The 24,387-nt window shown below is 71.6% G+C and carries 22 protein-coding genes; 13 read left to right on the top strand and 9 right to left on the bottom strand.

Features of this window, described 5'->3' with window-relative positions; all coding sequences use genetic code 11:
• A complete protein-coding gene (locus I5071_RS34470) occupies positions 1 to 2,691 on the bottom strand; it encodes a TRAP transporter large permease subunit (protein ID WP_236517566.1) in 2,691 nt (896 codons plus the stop codon).
• Between the two features lie 114 nt (positions 2,692 to 2,805).
• On the opposite strand from I5071_RS34470, the gene serC reads away from it, so the two are divergent.
• The 4 genes from serC (at position 2,806) to I5071_RS34450 (ending at position 6,590) form a co-directional block, all read left to right on the top strand.
• Positions 2,806 to 3,909 (top strand): 3-phosphoserine/phosphohydroxythreonine transaminase, encoded by a 1,104-nt coding sequence (gene serC, locus I5071_RS34465; protein WP_236517565.1) that lies wholly within the window; start codon positions 2,806 to 2,808, stop codon positions 3,907 to 3,909.
• Entirely contained in the window at positions 3,906 to 4,196 is a 291-nt protein-coding gene (locus tag I5071_RS34460; protein ID WP_236517563.1) for a hypothetical protein, read from the top strand. The genes serC and I5071_RS34460 overlap by 4 nt, the downstream gene beginning before the upstream one ends.
• A 64-nt stretch (positions 4,197 to 4,260) precedes the next feature.
• The gene (locus tag I5071_RS34455; protein ID WP_236517560.1) at positions 4,261 to 5,715 is read left to right on the top strand and encodes an MDR family MFS transporter; all 1,455 of its coding nucleotides are present in this window, start codon (positions 4,261 to 4,263) and stop codon (positions 5,713 to 5,715) included.
• Positions 5,716 to 5,741: 26 nt separating this feature from the next.
• A complete protein-coding gene (locus tag I5071_RS34450; protein WP_236517559.1) occupies positions 5,742 to 6,590 on the top strand; it encodes a class I SAM-dependent methyltransferase in 849 nt (282 codons plus the stop codon).
• Here I5071_RS34450 and I5071_RS34445 read toward each other — a convergent pair.
• The gene (locus I5071_RS34445) at positions 6,556 to 7,563 is read right to left on the bottom strand and encodes an alpha/beta fold hydrolase (protein WP_236517557.1); all 1,008 of its coding nucleotides are present in this window, start codon (positions 7,561 to 7,563) and stop codon (positions 6,556 to 6,558) included. The genes I5071_RS34450 and I5071_RS34445 overlap by 35 nt on opposite strands.
• Positions 7,564 to 7,699: 136 nt before the next feature.
• Here I5071_RS34445 and I5071_RS34440 point away from each other — a divergent pair, with 136 nt between their 5' ends.
• The gene (locus tag I5071_RS34440) at positions 7,700 to 9,004 is read left to right on the top strand and encodes an NFACT RNA binding domain-containing protein (RefSeq protein WP_236517555.1); all 1,305 of its coding nucleotides are present in this window, start codon (positions 7,700 to 7,702) and stop codon (positions 9,002 to 9,004) included.
• On the opposite strand, the gene I5071_RS34435 is transcribed toward I5071_RS34440, so the two are convergent.
• The gene (locus tag I5071_RS34435) at positions 9,005 to 9,730 is read right to left on the bottom strand and encodes an SDR family oxidoreductase (protein WP_236517554.1); all 726 of its coding nucleotides are present in this window, start codon (positions 9,728 to 9,730) and stop codon (positions 9,005 to 9,007) included.
• Between the two features lie 284 nt (positions 9,731 to 10,014).
• On the opposite strand from I5071_RS34435, the gene aceB reads away from it, so the two are divergent.
• From aceB to I5071_RS34420, 3 genes are all read left to right on the top strand, one after another.
• Positions 10,015 to 11,664 carry a malate synthase A gene (aceB, locus tag I5071_RS34430; RefSeq protein ID WP_236517553.1) on the top strand — a complete coding sequence of 550 codons (1,650 nt, stop codon included), beginning with the start codon at positions 10,015 to 10,017 and terminating at the stop codon, positions 11,662 to 11,664.
• Positions 11,639 to 12,946 carry an isocitrate lyase gene (gene aceA, locus I5071_RS34425; RefSeq protein ID WP_419249610.1) on the top strand — a complete coding sequence of 436 codons (1,308 nt, stop codon included), beginning with the start codon at positions 11,639 to 11,641 and terminating at the stop codon, positions 12,944 to 12,946. The genes aceB and aceA overlap by 26 nt, the downstream gene beginning before the upstream one ends.
• 345 nt (positions 12,947 to 13,291) lie before the next feature.
• The gene (locus I5071_RS34420) at positions 13,292 to 13,840 is read left to right on the top strand and encodes a hypothetical protein (protein ID WP_236517550.1); all 549 of its coding nucleotides are present in this window, start codon (positions 13,292 to 13,294) and stop codon (positions 13,838 to 13,840) included.
• A 4-nt stretch (positions 13,841 to 13,844) separates the two neighbouring features.
• On the opposite strand, the gene I5071_RS34415 is transcribed toward I5071_RS34420, so the two are convergent.
• The 4 genes from I5071_RS34415 to I5071_RS34400 form a co-directional block, all read right to left on the bottom strand.
• Positions 13,845 to 14,207 (bottom strand): hypothetical protein, encoded by a 363-nt coding sequence (locus I5071_RS34415; RefSeq protein WP_236517549.1) that lies wholly within the window; start codon positions 14,205 to 14,207, stop codon positions 13,845 to 13,847.
• A gap of 86 nt (positions 14,208 to 14,293) precedes the next feature.
• Positions 14,294 to 14,638: a hypothetical protein gene (locus I5071_RS34410; protein ID WP_236517546.1), complete on the bottom strand. Its 345-nt coding sequence runs from the start codon at positions 14,636 to 14,638 to the stop codon at positions 14,294 to 14,296.
• Positions 14,632 to 15,345 (bottom strand): hypothetical protein, encoded by a 714-nt coding sequence (locus tag I5071_RS34405; protein ID WP_236517544.1) that lies wholly within the window; start codon positions 15,343 to 15,345, stop codon positions 14,632 to 14,634. Before I5071_RS34405 ends, I5071_RS34410 begins: the two co-directional genes overlap by 7 nt.
• Before the next feature lie 108 nt (positions 15,346 to 15,453).
• The gene (locus tag I5071_RS34400) at positions 15,454 to 16,926 is read right to left on the bottom strand and encodes a serine/threonine-protein kinase (protein ID WP_236517543.1); all 1,473 of its coding nucleotides are present in this window, start codon (positions 16,924 to 16,926) and stop codon (positions 15,454 to 15,456) included.
• Between the two features lie 93 nt (positions 16,927 to 17,019).
• On the opposite strand from I5071_RS34400, the gene I5071_RS34395 reads away from it, so the two are divergent.
• From I5071_RS34395 to I5071_RS34375, 5 genes are all read left to right on the top strand, one after another.
• Positions 17,020 to 17,997, top strand: a complete 978-nt coding sequence (locus I5071_RS34395; protein ID WP_236517541.1) for a hypothetical protein — start codon at positions 17,020 to 17,022, stop codon at positions 17,995 to 17,997.
• Positions 17,994 to 19,310, top strand: a complete 1,317-nt coding sequence (locus I5071_RS34390) for a hypothetical protein (protein ID WP_236517539.1) — start codon at positions 17,994 to 17,996, stop codon at positions 19,308 to 19,310. Before I5071_RS34395 ends, I5071_RS34390 begins: the two co-directional genes overlap by 4 nt.
• Before the next feature lie 22 nt (positions 19,311 to 19,332).
• Positions 19,333 to 20,628, top strand: a complete 1,296-nt coding sequence (locus I5071_RS34385) for a sigma 54-interacting transcriptional regulator (RefSeq protein ID WP_236517537.1) — start codon at positions 19,333 to 19,335, stop codon at positions 20,626 to 20,628.
• Between the two features lie 38 nt (positions 20,629 to 20,666).
• Entirely contained in the window at positions 20,667 to 21,362 is a 696-nt protein-coding gene (locus tag I5071_RS34380) for a hypothetical protein (RefSeq protein WP_236517536.1), read from the top strand.
• 263 nt (positions 21,363 to 21,625) lie between these two features.
• Positions 21,626 to 22,513, top strand: a complete 888-nt coding sequence (locus I5071_RS34375; RefSeq protein ID WP_236517534.1) for a hypothetical protein — start codon at positions 21,626 to 21,628, stop codon at positions 22,511 to 22,513.
• Positions 22,514 to 22,562: 49 nt separating this feature from the next.
• Here the strand turns inward: I5071_RS34375 and I5071_RS34370 are convergent, their stop codons facing one another.
• On the bottom strand, positions 22,563 to 23,603 hold the full coding sequence (locus tag I5071_RS34370) for an S-adenosylmethionine:tRNA ribosyltransferase-isomerase (RefSeq protein ID WP_236517533.1): 1,041 nt from the start codon (positions 23,601 to 23,603) through the stop codon (positions 22,563 to 22,565).
• Complete coding sequence (locus I5071_RS34365; protein ID WP_236517531.1) at positions 23,600 to 24,304, bottom strand: SDR family NAD(P)-dependent oxidoreductase; 705 nt, start codon at positions 24,302 to 24,304, stop codon at positions 23,600 to 23,602. Before I5071_RS34365 ends, I5071_RS34370 begins: the two co-directional genes overlap by 4 nt.
• Positions 24,305 to 24,387 lie beyond the last annotated feature (83 nt).

Genomic DNA, 24,387 nt, shown 5'->3' with positions numbered 1-24,387 from the left:
TCAGGGCGCTGCTTCCTGCTCTCCGAGCGTCTCCGTGTAACGCATCATCTCGTCCATCGTGACGTTGCCATCGCAGTTCAGGTCCTCGGGCGGCTCACATCGCGGCGTGGGCGCCTCCTCGGCCGCTTCCTGCTCCGCGAGGATGTCGCCGTAGCGCGTCATCTCTTCGATCGTGACGTTGCCGTCGCAGTTCAGGTCCTCGGGCGGCTGGCACTGCGGGACGAAGCGCGTCGGGGCCGCTTCTTCTTCCTCTTCCTCTTCGCCGATCTCGCCGGTCTCGACCGGCGCCGGTGCCTGCGATGCCGGCGGCGCGCCCGCGATCCAGCGCCCGAAGTCCGCGCTGATCGGCGGGTAGTACGTGATGATCAAGAGGCCCACGCACATCATCGCGATGAACGGCAGCACCGCGCGGATCAGGTACGTCAGCGGCTTGTTGAAGAGCGTGCTCGCGACGAAGAGGTTCAGCCCGACCGGCGGCGTGAGATAGCCGATCTCCAGGTTGACGATGAAGATGATCCCCATGTGCAGCGGGTCGATCCCGAGCGCCGCGGCCATCGGTGCGATCAGCGGCACGCACACGAAGATCGCGCTCATGATGTCCATCAGACATCCGACCACGAGCAGCGCGAGGTTCAGCACCAGCAGGAACATCACACGGTCGAGGTTCATCGAGCGGATCCACTCGCCCGCGCTCGCGGGGATCGACTGGTCCTCGAGGAACTCCACGAAGCTCATCGCGACCACGAGGATCACGAGGAAGCTCCCGAGCATGATCGCGGTCTCGCCGAAGATCTTCGGCAGCTCGTCGAGCTTCAGCGCGCGGTGGATGTAGACCTCGACGATCACCGCGTACACGACGCTGATGCACGCGGACTCGATCGCGTTGAAGATGCCCGCGTAGATCCCGCCGAGGATCAGCCCGGGGAACATCAACGACCAGATGCCGTCGCGCGTCGCGGCGACGAGCTGCGGGATCGAGAACGCGTCGCGCGGCGTCTTGTCGACGATGCCGCGGAACAGCGAATAGCCCATCAGGATCCCGCCGATCACGATGCCGGGGCCGAAGCCCGCGGCGAAGAGCTCCTCGACGCGGATCGACGCCTGCGTGTTGACGATCGCGTAGACGATCATCGGGATCGAGGGCGGGATCAGGATGCCGAGCGAGCCCGCGCTCGTGACCAGGCCGTGCGCGAACGAGGGCTTGTAGCCCTGCTTGATCAGCGCGGGCGCCATCATCCCGCCGATCGCGACGACGGTCGCGGGGCTCGAGCCGCTGATCGCCGCGAAGATCATGCACGCGATGACCGCGCTGATCGCCATGCCGCCGGGGAGCCATCCGACCAGCGCACGCGCGAACCCGATGAGGCGCGCGCTGATCTGACCGCGCGCCATGATCGCGCCCGAGAGGATGAAGAACGGGATCGCGAGCAGCGCCTCGTTGTCGGCGATCGACACGATGCGCTCGATGAGGATCGAGAACTGCGACGCCTCGGTGCGCCCGCCCCACAGGAGGAACGCGACGACCGTCATCGCGCCGAGCACCACGAAGAGCGGCTCCGCGAGCAGCACGCCCGCGAGGATCACCGCCGCGAGCACGCCGCCCTTGCCGAGCAGCGGGAGCAGCACGACGAGCCCGAGCACCACGAGGAACGCGACCGGCTTCTTCGCGGGCTTTCCTTCGATGCTCGCGTTCTTCGGCGCTTGGTCCGCGGTCATCGCGTCGGCCTCGGCGGCGAGCTTCTCCGCGTCCTCCATGCCCTCGGCCTTCGCGGGCGCGCCGTAGTTGCCGCCGAGCACCGCGCTCACCGCCGCGCCGAGGAAGCGCAGTCCGCTGACCACGAAGAGGATCGGGATCGCCGCGGTGCGGATCCACATCGGCATCCCCGAGAGATCGAGGTTGCCGCCGATGAAGAACGCGCCGGTCTCGGGCGCGAACACGTAGAGATAGCCGAGGTACGCGAGGAACAGGCTGAAGAGCGCGGCGATCAGGTTCGAGACGCCCGCGATGAGGTGCCTGGCCTTCTCGGGGTGCGACTTCTCGAGCGCCTCGAGCCGGATGTGCTTGCCCTCGTGCACGCAGAGAGACGCGCCGAAGAACCCGACCCAGAGGGTCACGGTCATCGCGATCTCCTTCGACCACGTGTACGCGGTGGGGAAGAGCGAGGATGCGACGAGCGCGATCAGCGGCGTCGCGACCGCCGCTGCGATCCCGAGCCGCATCTGCCATCCCGGCGCGCGCGCCCGCAGCTGCCCGCTCGCGAAGAGCGAGAGCCCCAGCACCACCAGCACGAGATAGACGAGCTGCGAGCTCGTCGTGACCATCAGCACGCCGATGCCCGCGACCACCGCCGCGATCACCAGGGCCACGACGAACGCGCTGCCCTTCACCGCGAGGATCGGCGCGCCCCGGCTCTTCTCCGACGCGGCGACACCCGCGTAGAGGATCGCGATCCCGAGCGCTCCGCCGACCCACGGCGCGATCGCCGCGCGCGTGCTCGCGTCCGCGACGAACGGTGTGAGCCACTGCGAGATCTCGCTCTCGGGCGCGATCAGCTGGCGGTAGATGACGTCGAGGAAGACGATCACCGTCATCACGACGAGCATCAGCGCCACGAGGCCCTGCTCGATCGCGAACACCGCGTCGTCGGCGCGGCGAACGGGAGACGTGGCGGCGCGAGCCTCTGCGGACATATGGGCGCGATTCTCACCCGCCCTTCGAGGAACGAGCAACGCCCTGGCTGGCCAGCGGTGCCGTGACGCGCGGCCCTTCCTCGGTGCCGGGCCCGACGCTACGCTGCGCGCATCATGGCTCGCGTCGTCAATTTCAACGCCGGACCCGCAGCGCTCCCGCTCGCCGCCCTCGAGCAGGCGCGCGACGAGCTGATCGACTTCGAGGGCACGGGCATGTCGCTCCTCGAGCACTCGCACCGCGAGCCGCCTTACGAGAAGGTGCATCGCGAGGCGATCGAGCTGCTCCGACGGATGCTGAGCGTGCCCGAGTCCCACGACATCCTGCTGATGCAGGGCGGCGCGCGCGGGCAGTTCGCGATCGTGCCGATGAACCTGCTGCACGCGGGCAAGAGCGCGGACTACGTCGTGACCGGCACCTGGGCGAAGCAGGCCCACGAGGAGGCCGTGCTCTTCGGGAACATGGCGGGCGCGAAGGCGCGCGTCGTGGTGAGCACCGAGAAGGACAAGAAGTTCACCCGCATCCCGACGAAGGACGAGCTCGCGTTCGATCCGAGCGCGGCGTACGTGCACATCACGTCGAACAACACGCTCTTCGGGACGCAGTGGCAGAGCTATCCGGACGTCGGCGACGTGCCGCTCGTCGCCGACATGACGAGCGATCTGCTCTCGCGCCCGATCGACGTGTCGAAGTTCGGGCTGATCTACGCGGGCGCGCAGAAGAACGTCGGGCCCTCGGGCGTGACGGTCGTGATCGCGCGCAAGGATCTGATCGCGGGCGGGCGCACCGACATCCCGCAGATCTTCCGCTACAAGTCGTTCGCGGACAGCGAGTCGCTCTTCAACACGCCGCCGACGTTCTCGGTCTACGTGATGCGCAACACGCTGCGCGTGCTCGAGCAGCAGGGCGGCATCGAGGCGCTCACGAGGGAGAACGCGGCGAAGGCGAAGCTGCTCTACGACACGATCGACGCATCGCCCGACTTCTGGCGCGCGCCGGTCGAGAAGGCGTCGCGCTCGATCATGAACGTGGTGTGGCGACTGCCGACCGAGGAGCTCGAGAAGAAGTTCCTCAGCGAGGCGAAGGCCGAATCGCTGGTGGGCCTCAAGGGCCATCGCTCGGTCGGCGGCGTGCGCGCGTCGATCTACAACGCGGTGAGCCTCGGCGACGTCGAGAAGCTCGTCGCGTTCATGCGCGAGTTCGAGAAGAAGAGCGGATGACCAAGCGAAGGCTCGGCCTCGCGATCGTGGGCCTCGCGCTCGCGCTCGTGAGCACGGACGCGCACGGGCAGGCGAGCGGCGCCAATCATCACCAGCGCATCTCCGCGGGATTCATGGGCTGCATGCCCGCCGAGGTGGAGCTCGCCAGCCTCGAGCGCGACAACGGTGTCGAGACCTGGATCGCGCGGTGCCGCGGCGTGATGTTCTCGTGCGTGTGGGTCCGCGGCGCGCCGACCGCGAGTGGCGGCGGCTTCGCGCAGTGCGCCGAGCTGCGTCGCTCGCACTGACCACACCAGCACGGCCGTTTTCTCCCTGTCATTCCGGCCGCCGTGCTCCATAACGGCTCTCGCCGTGAAACCGTCGAATCGTCCGCTCACCGTCGCTGCGCTCCTCCTCTCGATGTTCATGGCGGCGATGGAGGCGACGGTGGTCGCCACCGCGATGCCGACGGTGATCAGCGAGCTCGGCGGCATCCGCCTCTACGGCTGGGTCGGCGCGGCGTACCTCCTCGCGTCGACGGTCACCGTCCCGCTCTACGGAAAGCTCGCGGACCGTCGTGGCCGCAAGCCCGTGCTCCTGCTCGGCATCGCGCTCTTCCTCGCGGGCTCGCTCGCGAGCGGCCTCGCGACGTCGATCGAGCAGCTCATCGTGTTCCGCGGCCTCCAAGGGCTCGGCGCGGGCGCGGTGCAGCCGATCGTGCTCACCGTGATCGGCGATCTCTACACGCCGGCCGAGCGCGGCAAGGTGCAGGGCTTCTTCGGCGCGGTGTGGGGCATCGCGGGGATCAGCGGCCCGCTGATCGGCGGCGCGATCGTCGCGACCACCACGTGGCGCTGGATCTTCCTGATCAACCTCCCGTTCGGCATCGCCGCCGCGCTGGTGCTCGCCTTCGCGTATCGCGAAGCGCCGCGCGAGCGCGCGGGCGCGCCCCTCGACCTGGCGGGCGCCGGGACCATTCTCTTCGCCTCGCTCGCGCTGCTCCTCGCGGCGTCGCGCGTCGCGCCGGTTCTCATGACGATCGCGGGCGTCGCGCTGATCGCGCTCTTCGTCGTGATCGAGCGCCGCGCGAGCGATCCCGTGCTCCCGATCCCGCTCATGACCCGCCGGCTGATCGCGGTGACGACCATCGCGTCGTTCCTGCTCGGCGTCGCGATGATGGGCGTGCTCACGTACCTGCCGCTCCACGTGCAGGGCGTGCTGCTGGGCGTGCCCACCGAGGCGGGCCTCGTGATCGCGCCGATGCTCGTGGGCTGGCCGATCGCGTCGGCGATGACGAGCCGCATGCTCGTGCGCACCGGCTATCGCAAGCCGGTGTGGCTCGGCGCGTTGCTCTCCGCGGTCGGTCTCGTCGCGCTCGCGCCGCTGGTCACGATGCGCGCGCATCCGCTCGCGCTCGCGGCCTCGATGTTCGTGTTCGGGTTCGGCATGGGCCTCGCGAACACCGCGATCCTCATCGGTGTGCAGGCGAGCGTGGGCTGGGAGCAGCGCGGCGTGGTCACGGCCGCGACGATGTTCGCGCGCACGATGGGCGGCGCGCTCGGCGTCGGCGCGCTCGGCGCGGTGCTCGCGGCGCGGCTCGGTCGTGCGCTCTCGCCCGAGGTGGTGAGCGGCCTGCTCGATCCCGACGGCCGCGACGTGGTCCTCGCGCAGCCGGGCGTGATCGACGCGCTCGGCGAGGCGCTCGATCCGCTGTTCTGGGGCGGCGCGATCGCGGCCGGGCTCGCGCTGGTCGCGGTGCTCGCGCATCCGCGCGACGAGCAGCCTCCCCCCGAGGCCGCGGTCGACGCGCCGGCGCTCGCGGAGTGAATCCCGAAGCGCCACAATCGCGGCGCATGCGAGAAGGCGAAGCGAGCCGAACCGCCCTGGGCGTCGCCCTGCTGCGCGCGATCGCGACCAGCGCCGATGCCCTGCACGACGTGCGCGATCCGATCGCGGAGTCGCTGCTCCCGCCTTCGCTCGCGCTCGCGCCGCACGTGCTCGCTCGCGCGCCGACCGTCGCGCGCGTGCTCTCGGGCGGCCTCCTCGATCACGTCGCGCTGCGCACCGCAGCGATCGATCGCGCGCTGCGTGACCTCTTCACGCAGGAGCCCGCGAAGAGCCAGCTCGTGATCCTCGGTGCCGGCCTCGACGCGCGCGCGTGGCGCCTGTCCGAGCTCTCGCGCGCCGTGGTCTTCGAGGTCGACGTGGTCGCGAGCCAGCGCATCAAGACGCGGAAGCTCCAGCACGTGAAGCCCCTCGCGCGCGAGGTTCGCTTCGTCGAGGTCGACTTCGCGCGGGGCGAGCTCGAGGGCGAGCTCGACGATCATCGCCACGACACGAGCGCGCCCACGGTGTGGCTCTGGGAGGGCGTCACGCCCTACCTCGATCGCGACGCCATCGACGCGACGCTGCGCACCATCGCCGCGCGCTCCGCGCCGGGCTCGGTGCTCCTCGTCACCTATCTCACGTCCGAGCACGTGCGGGTCCCCGCGCTGCTCCTGCCCGCGGTGAAGCGCGCGTTCGCGTTCCTCGGCGAGCCGCTCGTCGGCGCGATGCGCACGCCCGAGATGCACTCGCTGCTGCGCGCCCATGGCTTCGCGATCGACGACGACACCGGCTCGTACGACTGGGCGCGCGAGACACGCTCGAAGAAGCCGGTGCTCGAGATCACCGAGCGTCTGATCCGCGCCACGCGCGAGTGAGCTGATCGAGGAAGCGCTCGGGGAACGCGAACGCGGCGAGGTGCCCCGCGCCCTCGATCGTCGCGAACGCCTTGTACGGCGCGTCGATCTCCGCGACGAAGCGCTCCGCGAGGGCGTGCGGGGTCACGATGTCGTGCGCTCCCTGCAGCACGATCACCGGCAGCTCGAAGCGCGTCCCACCCGCGCGCGCGTCGAACGTCGCGACCTCCGCGTGCAGCCGATCGAGCGAGAACCGCAGGCCGCGCGTGACGTCGAGCAGATCGCCCCAGCCGTGCTGCGGCGACGACAACATCGCGGGCAGCGTCACCTGGGTGATCATGTCGGGCCCCCCGGTGCGCGCGCCCGCGACGATGCGGTTGCGACGATCGAAGTCGTCCCGGCTCCACCGCGAAGGATCGGCGCCGATGCGCTCGAGCTCGCGCACCCCGCGCACGTTCCCGCTCGCTCGCAGCGCGTCGATCGCGAGCCGCTGCCCGAGCCCGTCGGGGTCACCGACGTTCTGATCGACGCCCACGTACGCGAGGAAGAGCTCGGGCCGCCGCCGCACCATCTGCAGCGCGATCGCGCTCCCCGCCGAGCTGCCGAGCACGATCACCTTCTCGTGCCCGAGCCGCGCCCGCAGGTGGAGCGCGAGGTCGATGCCGTCCTCGGCGAGCCGCGCGAGCGAGAGCTCGCCCTGCGCGCCGTGACGCCCGAACGTCTTGCCCGCGCCGCGCTGATCCCACTGCACCACGGTGAAGCGCTGCTCCCACGCCCGCAGCCGCGGCGTGAAGATCGACGTCACCGCGCCCGGCCCGCCGTGCACGATGACCAGCACCGGATTGCGCACGTCGTCGCCGCGCACCGAGATCCACTGCTCGATCCCTCCCAGCGACACGAATCCCGCGAAGTCGATCCCGTCGGGCGCGTCGATCCGCACCGGGGCGCGACGGGTGAACAGATCGCGGATGGAAAGCTCGTACGACGTACGCATCGCGCCGAGGATGCGCTCCGCCCGCGCGAGGTCAACGCATCACCGGATCCTTGTGATAGAACAGATCCCGCACGGATCGTGGTTCTCCATGCCCTCCGGCGCCTCGGCGCCACGTCCCGAGCTGTACTAGGACAGAGTGACTCCGCCCTACGCCCGCATCGCGGCCGACCTCCGCAAGAAGATCACCTCGGGCGCCCTGCGTCCCGGGGAGCGCCTGCCCTCGATGCGCGAGCTCGCGCGCCGGTGGGACGTCGCGCTCGCGACCGCGACCCGCGCGATCGCGACGCTCGAGCACGAGGGGCTCGTCCGCGCCGAGCCGCGCGTCGGGACCATCGTCGCCGGTCGATCACGACCTCGGGCATCGCGCGTCGATACCGAGCTCGCGCTCGAGAGCATCGTGCGCGTGGCGATCCGGATCGCCGACGTCGAGGGCCTCGATGCGGTCTCGATGCGCAGCGTCGCCGGTGCGCTCGGCGCGCCCGCGATGTCGCTCTACCGCCACGTGCCCAGCAAGGACGAGCTCTTGCTCGCGATGATCGACACCGCGTTCGCCGAGCTCCCCGAGCGCGCACCGTCCGGCGCGTGGCGCGCCGATCTCGAGCTCGCGCTGCGCGCGCAGTGGAAGCTCCATCGCGCGCATCCGTGGCTCGTGCGCGCGCTCTCGATCACCCGGCCCCAGATGCTCCCGAACGGCATGCGCTTCGCGGAGTCGGTGCTGCGCGCGATCGACGGGCTCGGGCTCGATCCCGGAGAGATGATGCGCACGTACCTCGTGCTCATGAGCTTCGTGCGCGGCGTCGCGATCGGCGTGGACGCCGAGCTCGAGGCCGAGGCGACGAGCGGCCTGACGAACGACGAGTGGATCGCGCAGCGCGAGCCCTCGTTCGACGCAGCGCTCGAGGGCGGCTCGTACCCGACGCTCGCCCGCCTGATCGCGGCGCCGCGCCTCGACGTCGAGCTCGACTCGGTCTTCGAGCTCGGCCTCGCGCGCCTGCTCGACGGAATCGATGCGATGCTCCGCGCGTCGCCGCGCGTCATGCTCGCGCCGATCATGGGCAGCCGCGGCAAGCCGTACCGAACCTTCGTGATCGACGGCATCGAGGTGCTCGTCGGGCGCGCCGACGAGGACAACGATCACCTCACGTTCCACGTCGCGAAGAAGCGCGATCTCTGGCTGCACGTCGGCGGAGGAACGCCGGGCAGTCACGTCGTCGTGCGCAGCCCCGAGCGGGGCGATCCGCCCGACGCGGTCGTCGAGCGCGCGGCTCAGCTCGCGGCCTGGTACTCGAAGGCGCGCGGCGCGCCGCGCGTCGAGGTGCACGTGTGCCGGGTGTCGGACGTCTCGAAGCCGAAGGGCGCGCCCGCAGGCAAGGTCGAGATCAAGCGCTTCTCCAAGCGCAAGGTGACGCCCACCCGCGGCGATGCCGACGGCGACGAGTGATCACCTCACGAGGCGCTGCAGGTCGACGCCGTCCGCGACTCGATCGCGCCAGCTCGGGTCCTCGGCGATCGCGACCATCGCCTGCGCGAGCTGCTCGCCGGTGATCGAGCGATACCGATCGCGCACCTTCGCGCCGCCGAGCGCGCCCACGAGGCCCAGCCCCGCGTCGGCGATCGCGCCGAACACGTTCTCGCCCGCGCGCGGCGCGTCGCGATCCCCGACGATGAACGAGGGCCGCACGATCGTGTACGGCAGGCCGCTCTCCCGCAGCGTCTTCTCCACCTTCGTGCGCGCCGCGAGGTACGCGTTCTGCGCGCCGTCCCCCGCGCCGATCGACGACAGGTACACGAAGCGCTGCACCCCCGCGTCCTTCGCGGCGCGGATCGTCATCTCGGTGAGCGCGACGTCGACTGCGTCGTAGCTCTCCTTGCTCGCGTCGCGGCCGGCGCGCGCTGCCTCGCGTGCCCTCGCGCGCGTGGTGCCGAGGCACCCGAACACCCACGTCGGCTTTCGTGCGATCAGCGTCGTGCGCATCGCGGCCTCGTCCCAGGGCGTGGCGTCGACGCTCGCGCCGAGCTCCGCGTAGCGCGTGCGCCACGTCTCGAGCGATGGGGAGTCGGGACGCACGTGCGCGATCGCTCCGTGCCCTCGTGCCACCAATCGCGTGACTACGTGGCGTCCCGTCAGCCCGGTCGCGCCCACCACGAACCCGCTCGCCCCCGTCATGCCGCGAACCTGGCGCGCGCGGCCACGCTCCACAAGGCCCGTCGCCCCGCATCAAACGCGATCAACAAGTCGTTTACAACTTCACCGCTTGCGGGACGCGGCACGGGGCGCAGGTCGATGCCGTGGGCCGTGCGTTTTCCGGGCTCGACGACTCAACAAGCTGAGAAAATTGTGGCGAAAAACCTAGCGCAACGCGTCATTTACAAGATTGACGCACTTTACAGCTTGACCAGCGTCAACGTGTGAAGCAGAACGCCGCACCGGCTCGCGAGCAGGAGAGGTCGATGACAGAGCAACTCGACATGCCCGCCGGCGTGCGCGTCCTCGGTTCGACGATCGAGGGAGATCGCGCTGCCATCCTCACGCGCCCTGCGCTCGAGTTCGTCGCGGATCTCGTCCGCACGTTCCGCCCGCGCATCGAGGAGCGCCTCGCGGCCCGCGCCGAGCGTCACGCGCGCTTCGCCCGGTCTCCCGAGGCAGGGGGCGAGCGCCTCGACTTCCTCGCCGAGACCAAGAAGGTCCGCGAGGGCGACTGGAAGTGCGCGCCGCTGCCGAAGGACATCCTCGATCGTCGCGTCGAGATCACCGGTCCCGTCGACCGCAAGATGATCATCAACGCGCTCAACTCGGGCGCGAGCGTGTTCATGGCGGACTTCGAGGACGCCAACGCGCCGACCTGGGACAACTGCATCGAGGGCCAGGTCAACCTGCGCGACGCCGTCGCGCGCACGATCTCGTTCTCGAGCGGCGCGAAGAGCTATCGCCTCAACGACGAGACCGCGGTCCTCTTCGTTCGTCCGCGCGGATTCCATCTCTGGGAGAAGAACGTCGAAGTCGACGGCAAGCCGGTGCCCGGCATGCTCTTCGATTTCGGTCTCTACTTCTTCCACAACGCCAAGCGTCTCCTCGAGAACGGCAGTGGCCCGTACTTCTATCTGCCGAAGATGGAGAGCCACCTCGAGGCCCGCGTGTGGAACGACGTGTTCCTCCGCGCCCAGGAGAAGCTCGGCGTCGCGGCCGGCACGATCAAGGCGACCTGCCTGATCGAGACGCTGCCCGGTTGCTTCGAGATGGACGAGATCCTCTACGAGCTGCGCCAGCACTCGGCGGGCCTCAACTGCGGTCGCTGGGACTACATCTTCTCGTACATCAAGGTCCACGCGACCGACGCGACGCGCGTGCTCCCCGATCGCTCGCAGGTCGGGATGACGCAGCCGTTCATGCGCGCCTACTCGCGCCTCGTGATCAAGACCTGTCACCGCCGCGGCGTGCACGCGATGGGCGGCATGGCGGCGCAGATCCCGGTGAAGGGCGACGAGGCGGAGAACGAGCGCGCGTTCGAGAAGGTGCGCGCCGACAAGCTCCGCGAGGTCACCGACGGACACGACGGCACGTGGGTGGCGCACCCCGCGCTGGTGCCGGTCGCGAAGAAGGTCTTCGACGAGCACATGAAGAGCGCCAATCAGATCGAGAGTGGCAAGCAGGCGGATTGGAGTCCGACTGCCGCCGATCTGATCGCCGCGCCCCAGGGCCCGAAGACGCTCGAGGGCCTGAAGCACAACGTGCTGGTCGGTATCCAGTACGTCGAAGCGTGGTTGAAGGGCAGTGGCGCAGTCCCGCTCTACAACCTGATGGAGGACGCCGCGACCGCCGAGATCTCGCGCACGCAGGTCTGGCAGTGGGTCCAGCACGGCTGTGCGCTCGAGGACGGCACCAAGGTCACGCGCGAGCTCGTCGCGAAGATCATCGACGAAGAGATGAAGGTCATCGCGTCGGAGATCGGCGTCGAGCGCGTGAAGTCCGGCCGTTTCGAGGACGCGAAGCGCATTTTCCTGCGGGTCTCGACCGAGAGCCCGCTGATCGAGTTCCTGACCCTTCCTGCCTACGAGGAGCTCCGGCATTCGCCCGATGCCCCTCGCGAGAGCCGAGCCTGAGAGGAGAACCGACGTGAGCAATCCGATCCAGAAGGACACCGATTCGTTCAGCGATCCTCGTTGGAAGGGCGTCGTCCGCCCTTACTCCGAGGAGCAGGTCCTCAAGCTCCGCGGCTCCGTTCGCGTCGAGTACACGCTCGCCGACAAGGGCGCGCGTCGCCTCTGGAAGTCGATGAAGGAGAAGCCCTTCGTCCGCACGCTCGGCGCGCTCACCGGCGGCCAGGCGGTGCAGATGGCGCGCGCGGGCCTCGACGGGATCTACTGCTCGGGCTGGCAGGTCGCGGCGGACGCGAACACGTCGGGCCACACCTATCCCGACCAGTCGCTCTATCCCGCCGACTCGGTGCCGAAGCTCGTCGAGCGCATCAACAACGCGCTCTCGCGCGCCGACCAGATCGACTGGTCGGAGGGCAAGACCGGCCGCGACTACTTCCTTCCGATCGTCGCGGACGCGGAGGCCGGCTTCGGCGGCCCGCTCAACGCGTACGAGCTGATGAAGAACATGATCAAGGCGGGCGCCGCGGGCGTCCACTTCGAGGATCAGCTCGCCAGCGAGAAGAAGTGCGGCCACCTCGGCGGCAAGGTGCTCGTGCCGACGGCGCAGTTCGAGCGCTCGCTGCTCGCGGCGCGTCTCGCGGCGGACGTCGCGGGCGTCCCGACGGTGCTCATCGCGCGCACCGACGCCGAGAGCGCGAAGCTCCTCACCAGCGACATCGACGATCGCGACAAGCCCTTCTGCACGGGTGAGCGCTCGGCCGAGGGCTACTACTACGTCAAGCAGGGCATCGAGCCCTGCATCGCGCGCGCGAAGGCGTACGCGAAGATCGCGGACCTGATCTGGATGGAGACCTCGACTCCGGATCTGAAGCTCGCGAAGCAGTTCTCGGAGGCGGTCCTCAAGGACAACCCCGACAAGATGCTCGCGTACAACTGCTCGCCGTCGTTCAACTGGAAGAAGAACCTCGACGAGGCGACCATCGCGAAGTTCCAGAAGGAGCTCGGCGCGATGGGCTACAAGTTCCAGTTCGTCACGCTCGCGGGCTTCCACGTCCAGAACTACTCGACGTTCATGCTCAGCGCCGACTACAACGAGCGCGGCATGGCGGCCTACTCGGAGCTCCAGCAGAAGGAGTTCGCGGCCGAGTCGGTGGGCTACACCTCGACGAAGCACCAGCACGAGGTCGGCACCGGCTACTTCGACGTGATCAGCGAGATCGTGTCGCAGGGCCAGAGCTCGACGAAGGCGCTCAAGGGCTCGACCGAGGAAGATCAGTTCCACTGAGCGACGGACTGGCACCCTCGTGAGCGAGGGTGTGAGTCGTCGAGTGTGAGAGAAGCCCTCGTGTCGATCGCGACTGCGATCGACCGGGGGTTTTCTCTTTGGCCGGAAATCACGCGAATTCCGTGTGCTCGAATGGCCTACCCGTTTGAGCAGGCGCACGGGCTCCGCGAACGGGAAGACTGGAAACGCCGCGCGGGTTCCCAAGTCGCCTCCCAACCGAACGGCGCGGAGCCCCCTGCTCTGCGCGCCCCTGGCCCGCCGCTCCCTCCCCCCCTCCTGTCGCGGCGGGCCAGGGGATTTCTTTTCTGGTTCGCGCGCCGAAAGAACCTGGGGTAGACGGCGCGAGTGAGCGAGCGGCGCGACAGGCAGGGTTGGATCTGGGGCGGGCTGCTCGTGGCTTCGCTGGCGACGGCGGTCGTGGGGCTGGTCGACTGGCTCTCGAGCGGCGACGCCGATCCCGCGCCCGAGCCGCTCGCGCTCGATCAGCCGGGGATGCCGTTCGGTCCGTCGGGCGAGCCGCCTCCGGGCGAGCCTCCGCTGCCCGAGGGCTTCGTGCCGAACCTGCCCGCGGTGCCGACGCTGGCGCCGGGCGCGCGTCCCGAGCGCGCCAGCGCGGAGGGCGAGGGACGGCTGAGCGATCTCGCCGCCGAGATGCGCTTGGTGCAGGAGGCGCGCGGGATGATCGCGACCGAGCCCGCGGTGGCGCTCTCGCTGCTCGATCAGCACCGCGCGCGGTTCCCCGAAGGCGCGCTGCGCGAAGAGCGCGAGGTCTACGCGATCGAGGCGCTCGCCGCGCTCGGACGCACCGACGAGGTCGAGCGGCGCTACCTCGAGTTCCGCGAGGACTTCCCCGAGTCGTCGCTCACCGAGCGGCTCCAGCGCGTCGTCGAGTGAACGATCACGCGGCGCGTCGCGCGTCTGGCGCCGGGCTCGCCGCCTTGCGACGACGCTCCATGCGCTGGACGAGCGACACCGCGAGCAGCCCCGCGAACGCGCTCGCGCCGAGGGTGCCGAGCGCGAGCACGATGTGCACGCGTCGCGCTTCGTGGCGCTCGCTGTACTGCACCGGTCCGTACGAGTACGAGTGCACCTGCTCTCCGGTGCACAGATCCTCGCGCTGACCGCCGTAGCCGCCGTAGGGGCTGCTCTCGGTGACGTAGCAGGGGACGATCGGCGCGAGCCAATAGAGGCCGACCGACAACGACGTGGCGATGCCGAAGACCACGCCACCGGCGAGGACGAACGCGACGAGCTGTTTCATGCGAGGCGAGTCTACGGACCCGCACGACGACGCTGCCGCGGGTGACGCGATCGGATTCGCGCGTGTCGGCTTCGGTGGTGGCGGCCCTAGCTCATGCAGACGAGCGCGCCGTCGGGGGCGCCGAGGCGGCTCTTCTCCACGCAGGCGTAGCCGTCGCGGCAGTCGTCCGCGGCCTCGCACGCGAGCAGGCAGGTGCCGCCGTTCTCCTGCACGCAGATGCTGCCGCCCGGGCAGTCGTCCTGCGACGTGCAGTCGACGGTGCAGGTGCCGTCCGGGAAGTCGCTCTCGACGAGGCATCGCGATCCGCCGGCGCACGCGCCGTCGGCGGTGCAGCTGCCGCCCACGACGTCGCCCTCGGGACCGACACCGCCATCACCGCAGCCCACGGCAGCGAGCAGCACCAGCGTCGCCGCGATCGTCCGTATCAGCACGATCCACCGCCCTCGACGTCGCGATACGCGCTCTCGCCGTCGCAGCGGATCGCGCACGTCGCGCCCTCGCTGCAGGAGACCGAGCACGACTCGTCGGCGCACGCGAGGCGACACGTCGTGCCCTCGCCGCGGCAGCTCACCGAGCACGAGCCACCGGTGCACGTGACGTCGCAGCTCGAGCCCTCGACGCACGAGACGCTGCCGCTCTCGCTCACGGTCGCGGTGCAGGTCGACTGATCGCGGCACTCGATCGACGCGCTCTCCTCCGCGGTGATCGTGCACTCGGAGCGCGTGCAGTCCGCGTCGTGGCTGCCCTGGGCGACGATCTCGCAGGTCGCGTCGGTGCAGGTCGCGGCGCTGCTGTCACCGAGCACCACGTCGCAGGTCGAGCCCATGCACTGGGCGTCGCCGTTCGCGCCCGCGATCACGCCGCACTCGGCGCCCGGCGCGCACGTCGCGCTGCAGTTCGCGCCGCACGTCGCGGCGCAGCTCGCGCTCGCCTCGCACGAGAGCACGCATCCGTCACCTGCCGCGCCGCACCCGGTCACGCCGGTCCAGTCGCACGCAGTGCCGTCGCTGCACCGGCACGCTCCATCGGCGCACATGCAGTCGTCGGCCGGGCACGCGAGCGCGCCGCCTCCACCGTCTTCCCCGCATGCCGCGAGGGCCATCGTCGCCACGATCCACGCGCAGAACGTTCGTCGCATCGAGCCTCCTGGCGCGTCCCTGGCAAACGTCGCGTGCCTGCGCGTTCTCCCGGGAAATCGGGAGCGCGACTGCGCAACGGATTGCACAGGGCGCAACGCGCGTACGCGCTACTCGAGGTCGATCACGAGATCGCGGCGCTCGCCGGGCGCGACGTCGATCTCGCGGACCCGCTCGACCCCGAGCGGTGCGTTCACGAAGCGCAGCGTGTGGTGCCCGGGCGCGATCGAGACGTCGAGCAGCGGCGTGGTGCCGAGCGAGCGGCCGTCGAGCGTGACCTCGGCCCACGGGATCGCGTTGATGCGCAGGTGCGCGGGCTCGGCGTCCACGGCGGGCACGGGCGCGGGCTCGCGATCGCGGCGCGTCGTGCGCGCGCGGGGAGGCGGCGTGTCCTCGACGGGCGCGGGCTCCGGTGCCTCGGGGGCGGGCTCGATCGCGGCGGGCGCGGCCGGGGCGATCGTCACGGGCGCCGGCGGGGCCACGACGACGGGCTGGGGGGCACCCTCGCGGGGGCTCGTGTCGCGCGCGAAGCTGGCGATCGCGATCGCGCCGATCACGACGAGGCCGAGGAGCGCGGCGATCCCCCGCGCCCGACGGCGATCGGGCGGGGCGTCGCTGGCGCGCGTGCTCGCAGTCGCGACGGTCGGCGCGGTGAACGCGGTCTCGCCGTCGCGGGCCCAGCTCGCGCTCGCCTCGAAGGTGCCCTCGGCGCGGGTCTCGTGGCGCGAGTCCGCGACGCGGTCGGCGCGTGATGCGAGCACGTCGCGCGGCGCGATCCCGTCGCTCGCACGGGCGCGCGCGACGTACGACTCGAGCTCGCGCGCGACCTCCGATGCGTCGTGGAAGCGACGCGTGGGATCGGGATCGAGCAGCCGCGCGAGGATCGGCGCGAGCGCCTCGGGGGCACGTGCTGCGACCTCGTCGGCGCGCTCGGGCATCGCGTCGAGCAGCAGCATCTCGCCGAGCACGAGCCCCAGCGCCCAGAGATCGCTCGCGGGCGTGACGCCGCGCTCCGGCGGGAGATAGCCGCGGGTGCCGCCGCTGCGCTCCGCTTCGATCGCGGTGGCGACGCCGAAGTCGGTGAGCTTCACGTCACCGGTGCGCGCGACCAGCACGTTCGCCGGCTTCACGTCGCAGTGCACCACGCCGAGGCCGTGCGCGTAGGCGAGGGCGCGCGCGACCTCCGCCGCGACGTGCGCCGCGACCGCGGGCGGAAGCGGCTCGTGCTGCGCGCTCGCGTCACCGAGGATCGAGCGCAGATCGGCGCCGTCGACCCACTCCATCGCGAGGTAGTGCTCGTCCCCGGCGCGGCCGAAGTCGAACACCGCTACGATGTTCGCGTGTGCGAGGCGGAGCGAGAGGCGCGCCTCGTCGACGAACCGCTCGAGCGCGCCCGGTCTCGACAGCCGATCTGCATGGATTCGCTTGAGGCACAGATCCTTCGTCGCGCCGCCGGCGCCGAAGGCACGCGCGCGCACCACCTCGCCCATGCCGCCGCGACCGACGGCGCCGAGCAGCACGTAGCGCCCGAGCCTGCGCGGGCCCGACGGCGATACCGCTCCCGACGTGCGCTCGCGATCCACGCTCCCCTCGCACTGTGCCTGGTCTGCGCGGCGATCGCACCTGCGTCGCGCGTGGAGGCGCAGTCCAGTGCCAGCGCTGGCACTGGCGAGCGGGTGATCGTGGTGCGCGGCGATCCGCGCGCCGATGCGATCGCGATCGCGGTCACCGACGCGCTGCGATCGCGCGGAGAGCGCGCGACGCTGCCGCCGCCGATCGCGCCCGAGCCCGACGAGCACGAGGCGCTCGAGGCCGCGGAGCGCGAGTACCAGATGCTGCGCCCCGACGCCGCGGCGGCGCAGCTCGAGGACGTGCTCGCGCGGGTCGACTCGACCGGCGCGGGCCTTCCTCGCGACGCGCGGATCGACGCATGGCTGCTGCTCGCGATGGCGCGCGCCGCGCTGGGCGACGACGCGGGCGCCGAGGCCGCGGTCGATCGCGCGCTGGCGATCGATCCCGCGCTCGCCCCCGATCCCGCGCGGTACCCGCCGCCGCTGCTCGCTCGCATCGATGCCCGACGTCGTGAGGGCGCGCTGGTCCCGCTGATCGTCACGACGCGCGACGACGCGACGATCGAGCTCGACGGAGCACCTGCGTCGCGCGAGAGCACGGTCGCGCCGGGCGTGCACGTCGTGCGCGCGCGGGCACCGCACCATCGCGCCGCGGCGCGGGTGGTGGAGATCGAGGGGCCGACCCGGATCGAGCTCGCGCTGGAGATCGATCCCGCAGCGGTGCTCGCCTCCGACGACGCGAGCGACGAGCTGATCGTCGCGGCGGGGCGCGCGCTGGGGCTCGAGCCGGTGATCGTCGATCTGCACCTCGATCGCGACGCGCTGCGGCTCGATGCGCGCGAGGGTGATCGCGTCGCGCACGCGCGGGTCTCGCGCGATGCCCTGCCGAGCGCGGCCGCCGACGCGATCGTCGCGTCGCTGCGGGCACCCGAGGTGATCGTGGGCGACGACTTCGATCCCGTGCCGTGGATCGTCGGTGGCAGCGCGCTCGCAGTGGGCGCGGTGATCGCGGTCGTGATCGGGGTCGTGGTCGGGGGCGGCACCCCGACGAGCTTCGACGCGCGCGGGACGATCGAGCGATGAGGCCCATCTTCGCCGCGCTGGTGATGCTCGCGCTGGGATGCGCGCCCGACGCGCCCACCCTCGCGTTCCGGGTGCACGGGGCGCCGCCCGATGCGCCGTTCTCGTCGGCCGACGCGCTGGTGGTGGCGCTCGAGCAACGTGGCGTGGTGATCGCGGGCACCGAGCGCAGCGTTCCGCGCGACGCGAGCGCGCTCGAGCTCGGCGATCTCCCGTTCGGCACCGACCTCGCGATCCGCGTCGAGGCGCGGCTCGGCGAGATCGTGCTCGCGCGTGGTCGCTCGTTCCCGTTCGACTATCCGCGCCACGACGCGCCGCCGCCGCGTGATCCCGACGTCCTGATCGGGACCCTCGGACGCTTCGCGACCCCGCTCGAGGGGACGCTCGACGCACCGCCGCGCCTAATCGCGCCCACCGCGGACGGCGCGCGCATCGCGACCGACCACGCGCTGCTCGCGTACCGCGCGCACGATCCCCAGGGCGGCGCCGCGCTCGAGGTGATCGCCGAGGTGCCGAGCGAGCGCGCCGGCGCGGCGTGGATCGCGCTCGGCGAGGACACGTGGGCCCTCGGCGGCGCAGCGTCGGGGCTCACTCGCTTCGACGCGCTCGGCGCGCGCGAGGAGCTCGCGCTCGAGGGCGTGGTGATCGCGGCGGCGGCGCTGCCCGATGGCGTGATCGCGTGGCGCGACGACGGCGACGTGCTGCGCATCGACGCGCGCGACGTCGTCACCACGCTCGCGAACGTCGGAGCCCCGACCGCCTCGGCGCGGGTGCTCGTCGTGCCTGCGCGCTCGGCCGATCGCGACGTCACGCGCGCGCTCATGCTCGACGACGCGCGCGCGATCGTGATCGATCCCGAGGGCGTCGAGCCGCCCTCGATCGTCGCGCTCGACGTGCCGCGCACCGGACGCGTCGCCGCGGTCGTGGGCACCGGGCTCGTGCTCCTCGCGGGGGGTCGTGATGTCGCGGGCGCGGTCACCGACGAGGTCGCGCTCTGGGTGCTGCGTCCCGAGCGGAGCCCTGCGCTCGAGCGCGTCTCGCCCGCGCCTCCGCCGCTCTTCCGCGCGCGCGCCGATGCCGCGGTCGCGTCGTTCGGTGAGGGCCTGCTGCTCGTCGCGGGTGGCACCGACGCGCTCGGCGCGCCGCTCGCGAGCGCGGAGCTCGTCGACGTGACGGTGTTCCCCGGCGACGTCGTCGCGACCGGTGCGATGCCGTTCCCCGACGCGCTGCCCCGGGCGAGCGCCCTGCACGATCGGACGGTGCTCGTCGCGGGCGAGGGCGGGCTCGGTGTGTACTTCCCGCCGCGCGGTGAGTGACGGTACAAAGAAGCACAGCGCGATGCGGGAAGCGACGACCTGGGACGCGCCGAGCGCGACGTCGATCACGCGCGATCAGACCGCGTGCGTGGTGGTGACCGCGGGTCCCGCGCGCGGCGTGCACGATCTGCCGCGCGACGCCGAGCTCGCGATCGGACGCAGCCGCTCGTCGGCGATCGCGATCGACGATCCCGCGGTGAGCCGCCTCCACGCGACGCTGCGGTGGGACGGCGGTGAGCACGCGATGCTCGTCGATCACGGCTCGCGCAACGGCAGCCTCGTCGACGGAATTCGGGTCTCGGGCGAGGTCGCGGTGCGCTCGGGCAGCGAGATCGCGATCGGCCCGGCGCGCCTCGTCGTCGTGCTCCCGCGCGCGAGCGCGCCCGGAGAGATCGATGCGCCCGGCGATCCCGCGATGCGACGCGTCGAGGTGCTCGCGCGGCGCGCGTCGGCGTGTGATCTGCCGGTGCTGATCGTCGGCGAGACCGGCGCCGGCAAGGAAGTGCTCGCGCGTCGTGTGCACGAGCGCAGCGGGCGCGCGCGCAAGGCGTTCGTCGCGGTGAACTGCGGATCGATCCCCGAGACGCTCGCCGAGGCGACGCTGTTCGGGCACGAGAAGGGCGCGTTCACCGGTGCCCACGCGCGGCGCGAGGGTGTGTTCGAGGCGGCGAGCGGAGGCACGCTGTTCCTCGACGAGATCGGTGAGCTCTCGCTCGCGATGCAGGTGCGCCTGCTGCGCGCGCTCGAGGAGCGGGTGGTCACTCGGGTCGGCGGCACCGCGCCGGTCGCGGTCGACGTGCGGGTGATCGCCGCGACCAACCGCGATCTCGACGCGATGGCGAAGCAGGGCCTCTTCCGGCGCGATCTGCTGTACCGCCTCGACGTGCTGCGGATCGCGATCCCGCCGCTGCGCGAGCGGCCCGACGACGTGATCGCGCTCGCGACCGAGCACCTCCGCGAGATCGCCGAGGACGTGCGGCTCGCGCCCGATGCGATCGCGCTGCTGCGCGGCTACGCGTGGCCGGGCAACGTGCGCGAGCTGCGCAACGCGATCGCGCGGGCGGTCGCGCTGCGCGACTCCGAGGTGCTGAGCGCGCGCGACTTCGCGACGCTGCTGGAGCGCGAGCGCGGCGTGGTCGGCGCGGGCGCCGGCATCCTCCGAGGGCGCGTCGACGATGCCGAGCGACAGGCGATCGAGGACGCGCTCGCCGCGTGCGGGGGCAACCAGACGCGGGCAGCCGCGCGCCTGGGGATCTCGCGCCGCGCGCTCATCTACAAGCTCGAGAAGCACGGGCTGAAGGCGCCGCCTCGCGCGTGAGGACGCGCTGGCCTCATCCTGGCAAGGACCGTCTTCGCATGGACCGCGAACGCTCGATCTCGCAGGCCGGACGCTGTGCAACGCGTTGCGCAGTGTTCGTCGCGTGCGCGATCACGCTCTGCGGATGCCCTCCTCCGGCGCCTCCCAATCCCGATGCGGAGCCGCCTCCCGACGCGATGATCCTGGGGCGCGTGGTGGTCGAGCTCGGCGGCGCGGCGGAGACGCTCGAGGACGACGTGGTGCTCGAGCGGCTGCGGCTCGGTGTCGGTGAGGTGCGCGCGCACAACGATCGCGGCGGCGCGCTCGATCCCTCGCGCAGCGACGTGGGCGTCGTCGACGTGACCAGCGCGTGGGCGCGCGTCGAGCTCGAAGGCGCGGTGCCCGCGACGTACTCGCACGTCAGCGTGACGCTCGCGGGGGGACCGGCGCTCGAGCTGCGCTTCGTCGACGAGGGCGTGACCTACGAGGTGATCACCGCCGGCCCGATCGCCGCCGACGTGCGTTGCGATCTGCCGATCGCGCTGCCTCCCGCGGGCCTGCTCGCGCTGCGCGCGTCGCTCGATCTCGGCGAGATCCACGCAGCGCTGCGCGAGGGAACGCTGCCCGCGCCGGTCGACGGCGTGGTGCGGGTGGACGCGACGAGCGCGCCCGCGGTGATCGCCGACGTCGAAGCGCGGGTGCGCGAGCACTGGCAGATCGACTGCGGTGACGACGACGACGGCGACGACGGGTGAGCGCCTGCCGGAGTGCTCGTCCCGCAGGGCCCGGACGGGAGCGCGCGAAGCGCGCGGACGGTAGGGCCCTGCGGGCGAGCCGATGTTTCGACAGCGCCTGCCGGAGTGCTCGTCCCGCAGGGCCCGGACGGGAGCGCGCGAAGCGCGCCGATCTTTCGGCAGTCTCCGCGCGCTGCGTGCGCGGAGTGCAAGCGCGTGCACAGGCGAGCGCGGTGAAAGCCGCGTGATCGCGGGCGGCACGCGTCCATTGCCAGGTGCGGGCCATGACGCACCGAATGCTCCTCGTCCTCGCGCTCACCACGCTCGTCGGCTGTGCCGCCGACTCGCGACCCGCGGGCCCTCGGCTCGGCGGATCTCCCGACGACGCCGGCATCACCACGGCGCCCCCGCTCGAGACCGATCTGCCGTGCGAGGTCGCGGAGATGCTCGTCGCGCACTGCAGCGCGTGCCACGGCGCGATCCCGGCGGGCGGTGCACCGATGTCGCTGATCACGCGCGCCGATCTGATGCGCGCCTCGACGATCGATCCCACCCAGACCCTCGCGGCGCGATCGGTGGTGCGCATGCGCGCGGCGACGCTCCCGATGCCACCCACCGGCGCGCCGGTCGACGACGTGTCGATCGCCGCGCTCGAGGCGTGGATCGCCGACGGAATGCCCGCGGGCAGCTGCACCGTGGACGATCCGTGGAGCACCCCGGTGCAGTGCACGAGCATGCGCCGCTGGACCCGCGGCACCGACGAGTCGCCGGAGATGAAGCCCGGTGGGACCTGCGTGTCGTGCCACGATCGCGAGGCACCGGAGCGGCGCTTCTGGGCCGCGGGCACGCTCTACCCGAGCGCGCACGAGCCCGACGACTGCAGCGGCGCCGACACCAGTGGCACCGCGATCGTCGAGATCACCGACGCCGAGGGCCGGATCTCACGGATGACCGCGAACCGCGCGGGGAACTTCTTCCTGATGCGACCGACCGACGAGGACATCGAGCCCGGCGGCGCGCTCGCGAATGCGTTCGCCTACCCGTACACCGCGCGGGTGCTCTACGACGGACGCGAGCGCGTGATGCTCACGCCCCAGATCAACGGCGACTGCAACGCGTGCCACACCACTGCAGGCACGATGGGCGCCCCGGGCCGCATCGTGCTGCCGTGAGCGAACGTCCAGATCGGCTCGCCCTCCGCGAGCGAGCACTCCAGCTGGCTCACGCGGCGCGCTCGACGAGGCACGCATCTCCGAACTCGTGCGCGAGATAGCCCCGCGCCTCGGCCTCGCGCGCTGCCTCGAGCAGGCGCGCGCGGGGCGCGAAGCCCTCGAGCAGCGCGTGATGGCTGGTCTCGGGCTCGTGCATGCCCGACACGATCGCGTCGACCACCCGCGGCGGGCGCGCGGGGCCGAGCCGCAACGTCGCGATGCCCGGCCCGGCGTGCACCTCTCCGTCGTACGCGGCCGCGCTCTCGAGCGCGCGCACCACCGTCGTGCCCAGCGCGACGACGCGTCGTCCCTCGTGCCGCGCGCGGGCGATCGCGCGCGCCGTCGCATCGGGGATCGCGTAGGGCTCGGGCAGCGGGAAGCGCGCATCGAGCGTGGGATCGCCGCTGCTCGAGAGCCCGGCCGCGTGGGTCAGCATCGCGAGCTCGATGCCGCGCGCCGCGAGCCGATCGAGCATCGCGTGATCGAGCACGAACCCCGCCGACGGAGGCTCGACCGAGACCGGTGGACCGGCGATCGCGGTCTGTGCATCCCAGAGCGCGAGCGGCGCGCGCAGGTGGCTGTACTGCACCGGTGCGCCCTCGCGCGCGATCCCTTCCCACACGTCGCGCGCCGTGCCCTCGAACGTCAGCAGCACGAGGCGGGGGTGCCCGTCGAGGTCCGCGATCTCGGCGCGCAGCGTCGCGCCGAGCGCGAGGCGATCCCCGGGCCGCAACACCGGCGGCGGCGGGCGATCCTCGGTGCGCGCCCGCCAGTCGCCTTCCCCGAAGACGATCGCGCGCCACGCGCGGATCTCGCGCGCATCGAGGGTCAGCCGCGCCGCGAGGCGCACCTCGATCGTCGCGCCGGTGCGCAGATGGGTGCCGCGCAGCGACGCGGGGAGGGTGCCCGAGTCGTTCACGACGAGCAGATCGCCTGCCCGCAGCACCTCGGGCAGCGCGCCGCGCGCGTGGTGCGCGATGCGTCCCGACGCGTCGACCACCAGCAGCCGTCCGTCGCGTCGTGCGCGGGCCGCTTCGGTCGCCGCCCTCACGATGCACCTCGCCGCATCGTCGTCTCGATCACCGCGAGCAGCTCCTCGGCGCTGCGCTCGGGGCGCTTCAGCGTGCTGGGATCGGCATCGGGCAGCGCGGCTGCGTGCATCGGAGTGTCCATGTCGCCCGGGTCGAACGACACGAAGCGCACGCCGCGCGACGCCAGCTCCGCATCCCAGATCTTCGTCGCGTGGAGCAGCGCGGCCTTGCTCGCCGAGTACGCGCCCCAGCCCGCGTACGCGTTCACCGCGGCGTCGCTCGTCACGTTCACCACCACCGCGTTCGATCCCCGCGACGGCGCCTCGAGCAGCGCACCGAGCAGCGCGCGCGTGAGGCGATGCGGCCCGAGCACGTTCGCGGCGAGCGCGGCCTCGAGATCTTCGCACTCGGTGTCGGCCCACGATCGCAGCGGCACCGGCCCGAGGCTCGACGCGTTGTTCACCAGCACGTCGAGCCCACCGAGCCGCCCGATCAGCTGCACCGCGATCGGATGCACGTCCTCCTTGCGCGCGACGTCGCCCACCACACCGACGACACGATCGCTCTCGCGCTCCACCGCGAGCACCCGCTCGCGCGTGCGCGCCACGATGCCCACCCGCGCCCCGCGCGACACCAGCGCGCGCGCGGTCGCGAGCCCCAGCCCCGAGGTCCCACCGGTCACGATCACGCGCCGGTCCTTCCACACGTTCGTCTCGCTCATGGCTGCCTCCACGAGATGCAGCCTGCGCATCGCGCTCCAAGCCGTCGTCCGTCGTGCCAACGTGTTGGAGGAGCGCTCTCGCG

Source organism: Sandaracinus amylolyticus, assembly GCF_021631985.1.
Taxonomy (GTDB): domain Bacteria; phylum Myxococcota_A; class Polyangia; order Polyangiales; family Sandaracinaceae; genus Sandaracinus; species Sandaracinus amylolyticus_A.
Note: the sequence above shows the minus strand (reverse complement) of the source record. Positions and strands in the feature narration are given on the sequence as shown.

Excerpts from the sequence above, each read along its gene's own strand:
- I5071_RS34415 (WP_236517549.1), bottom strand. The coding sequence starts at position 14,207 with ATGAAACAGCTCGTCGCGTTCGTCCTCGCCGGTGGCGTGGTCTTCGGC.
- I5071_RS34450 (WP_236517559.1), top strand. The coding sequence starts at position 5,742 with ATGCGAGAAGGCGAAGCGAGCCGAACCGCCCTGGGCGTCGCCCTGCTG.
- aceB (WP_236517553.1), top strand. The coding sequence starts at position 10,015 with ATGACAGAGCAACTCGACATGCCCGCCGGCGTGCGCGTCCTCGGTTCG.
- I5071_RS34390 (WP_236517539.1), top strand. The coding sequence starts at position 17,994 with ATGAGGCCCATCTTCGCCGCGCTGGTGATGCTCGCGCTGGGATGCGCG.
- aceA (WP_419249610.1), top strand. The coding sequence starts at position 11,639 with ATGCCCCTCGCGAGAGCCGAGCCTGAGAGGAGAACCGACGTGAGCAAT.
- I5071_RS34435 (WP_236517554.1), bottom strand. The coding sequence starts at position 9,730 with ATGACGGGGGCGAGCGGGTTCGTGGTGGGCGCGACCGGGCTGACGGGA.
- I5071_RS34365 (WP_236517531.1), bottom strand. The coding sequence starts at position 24,304 with ATGAGCGAGACGAACGTGTGGAAGGACCGGCGCGTGATCGTGACCGGT.
- I5071_RS34375 (WP_236517534.1), top strand. The coding sequence starts at position 21,626 with ATGACGCACCGAATGCTCCTCGTCCTCGCGCTCACCACGCTCGTCGGC.
- I5071_RS34470 (WP_236517566.1), bottom strand. The coding sequence starts at position 2,691 with ATGTCCGCAGAGGCTCGCGCCGCCACGTCTCCCGTTCGCCGCGCCGAC.
- I5071_RS34380 (WP_236517536.1), top strand. The coding sequence starts at position 20,667 with ATGGACCGCGAACGCTCGATCTCGCAGGCCGGACGCTGTGCAACGCGT.
- I5071_RS34460 (WP_236517563.1), top strand. The coding sequence starts at position 3,906 with ATGACCAAGCGAAGGCTCGGCCTCGCGATCGTGGGCCTCGCGCTCGCG.
- I5071_RS34385 (WP_236517537.1), top strand. The coding sequence starts at position 19,333 with ATGCGGGAAGCGACGACCTGGGACGCGCCGAGCGCGACGTCGATCACG.
- I5071_RS34445 (WP_236517557.1), bottom strand. The coding sequence starts at position 7,563 with ATGCGTACGTCGTACGAGCTTTCCATCCGCGATCTGTTCACCCGTCGC.
- serC (WP_236517565.1), top strand. The coding sequence starts at position 2,806 with ATGGCTCGCGTCGTCAATTTCAACGCCGGACCCGCAGCGCTCCCGCTC.
- I5071_RS34405 (WP_236517544.1), bottom strand. The coding sequence starts at position 15,345 with ATGCGACGAACGTTCTGCGCGTGGATCGTGGCGACGATGGCCCTCGCG.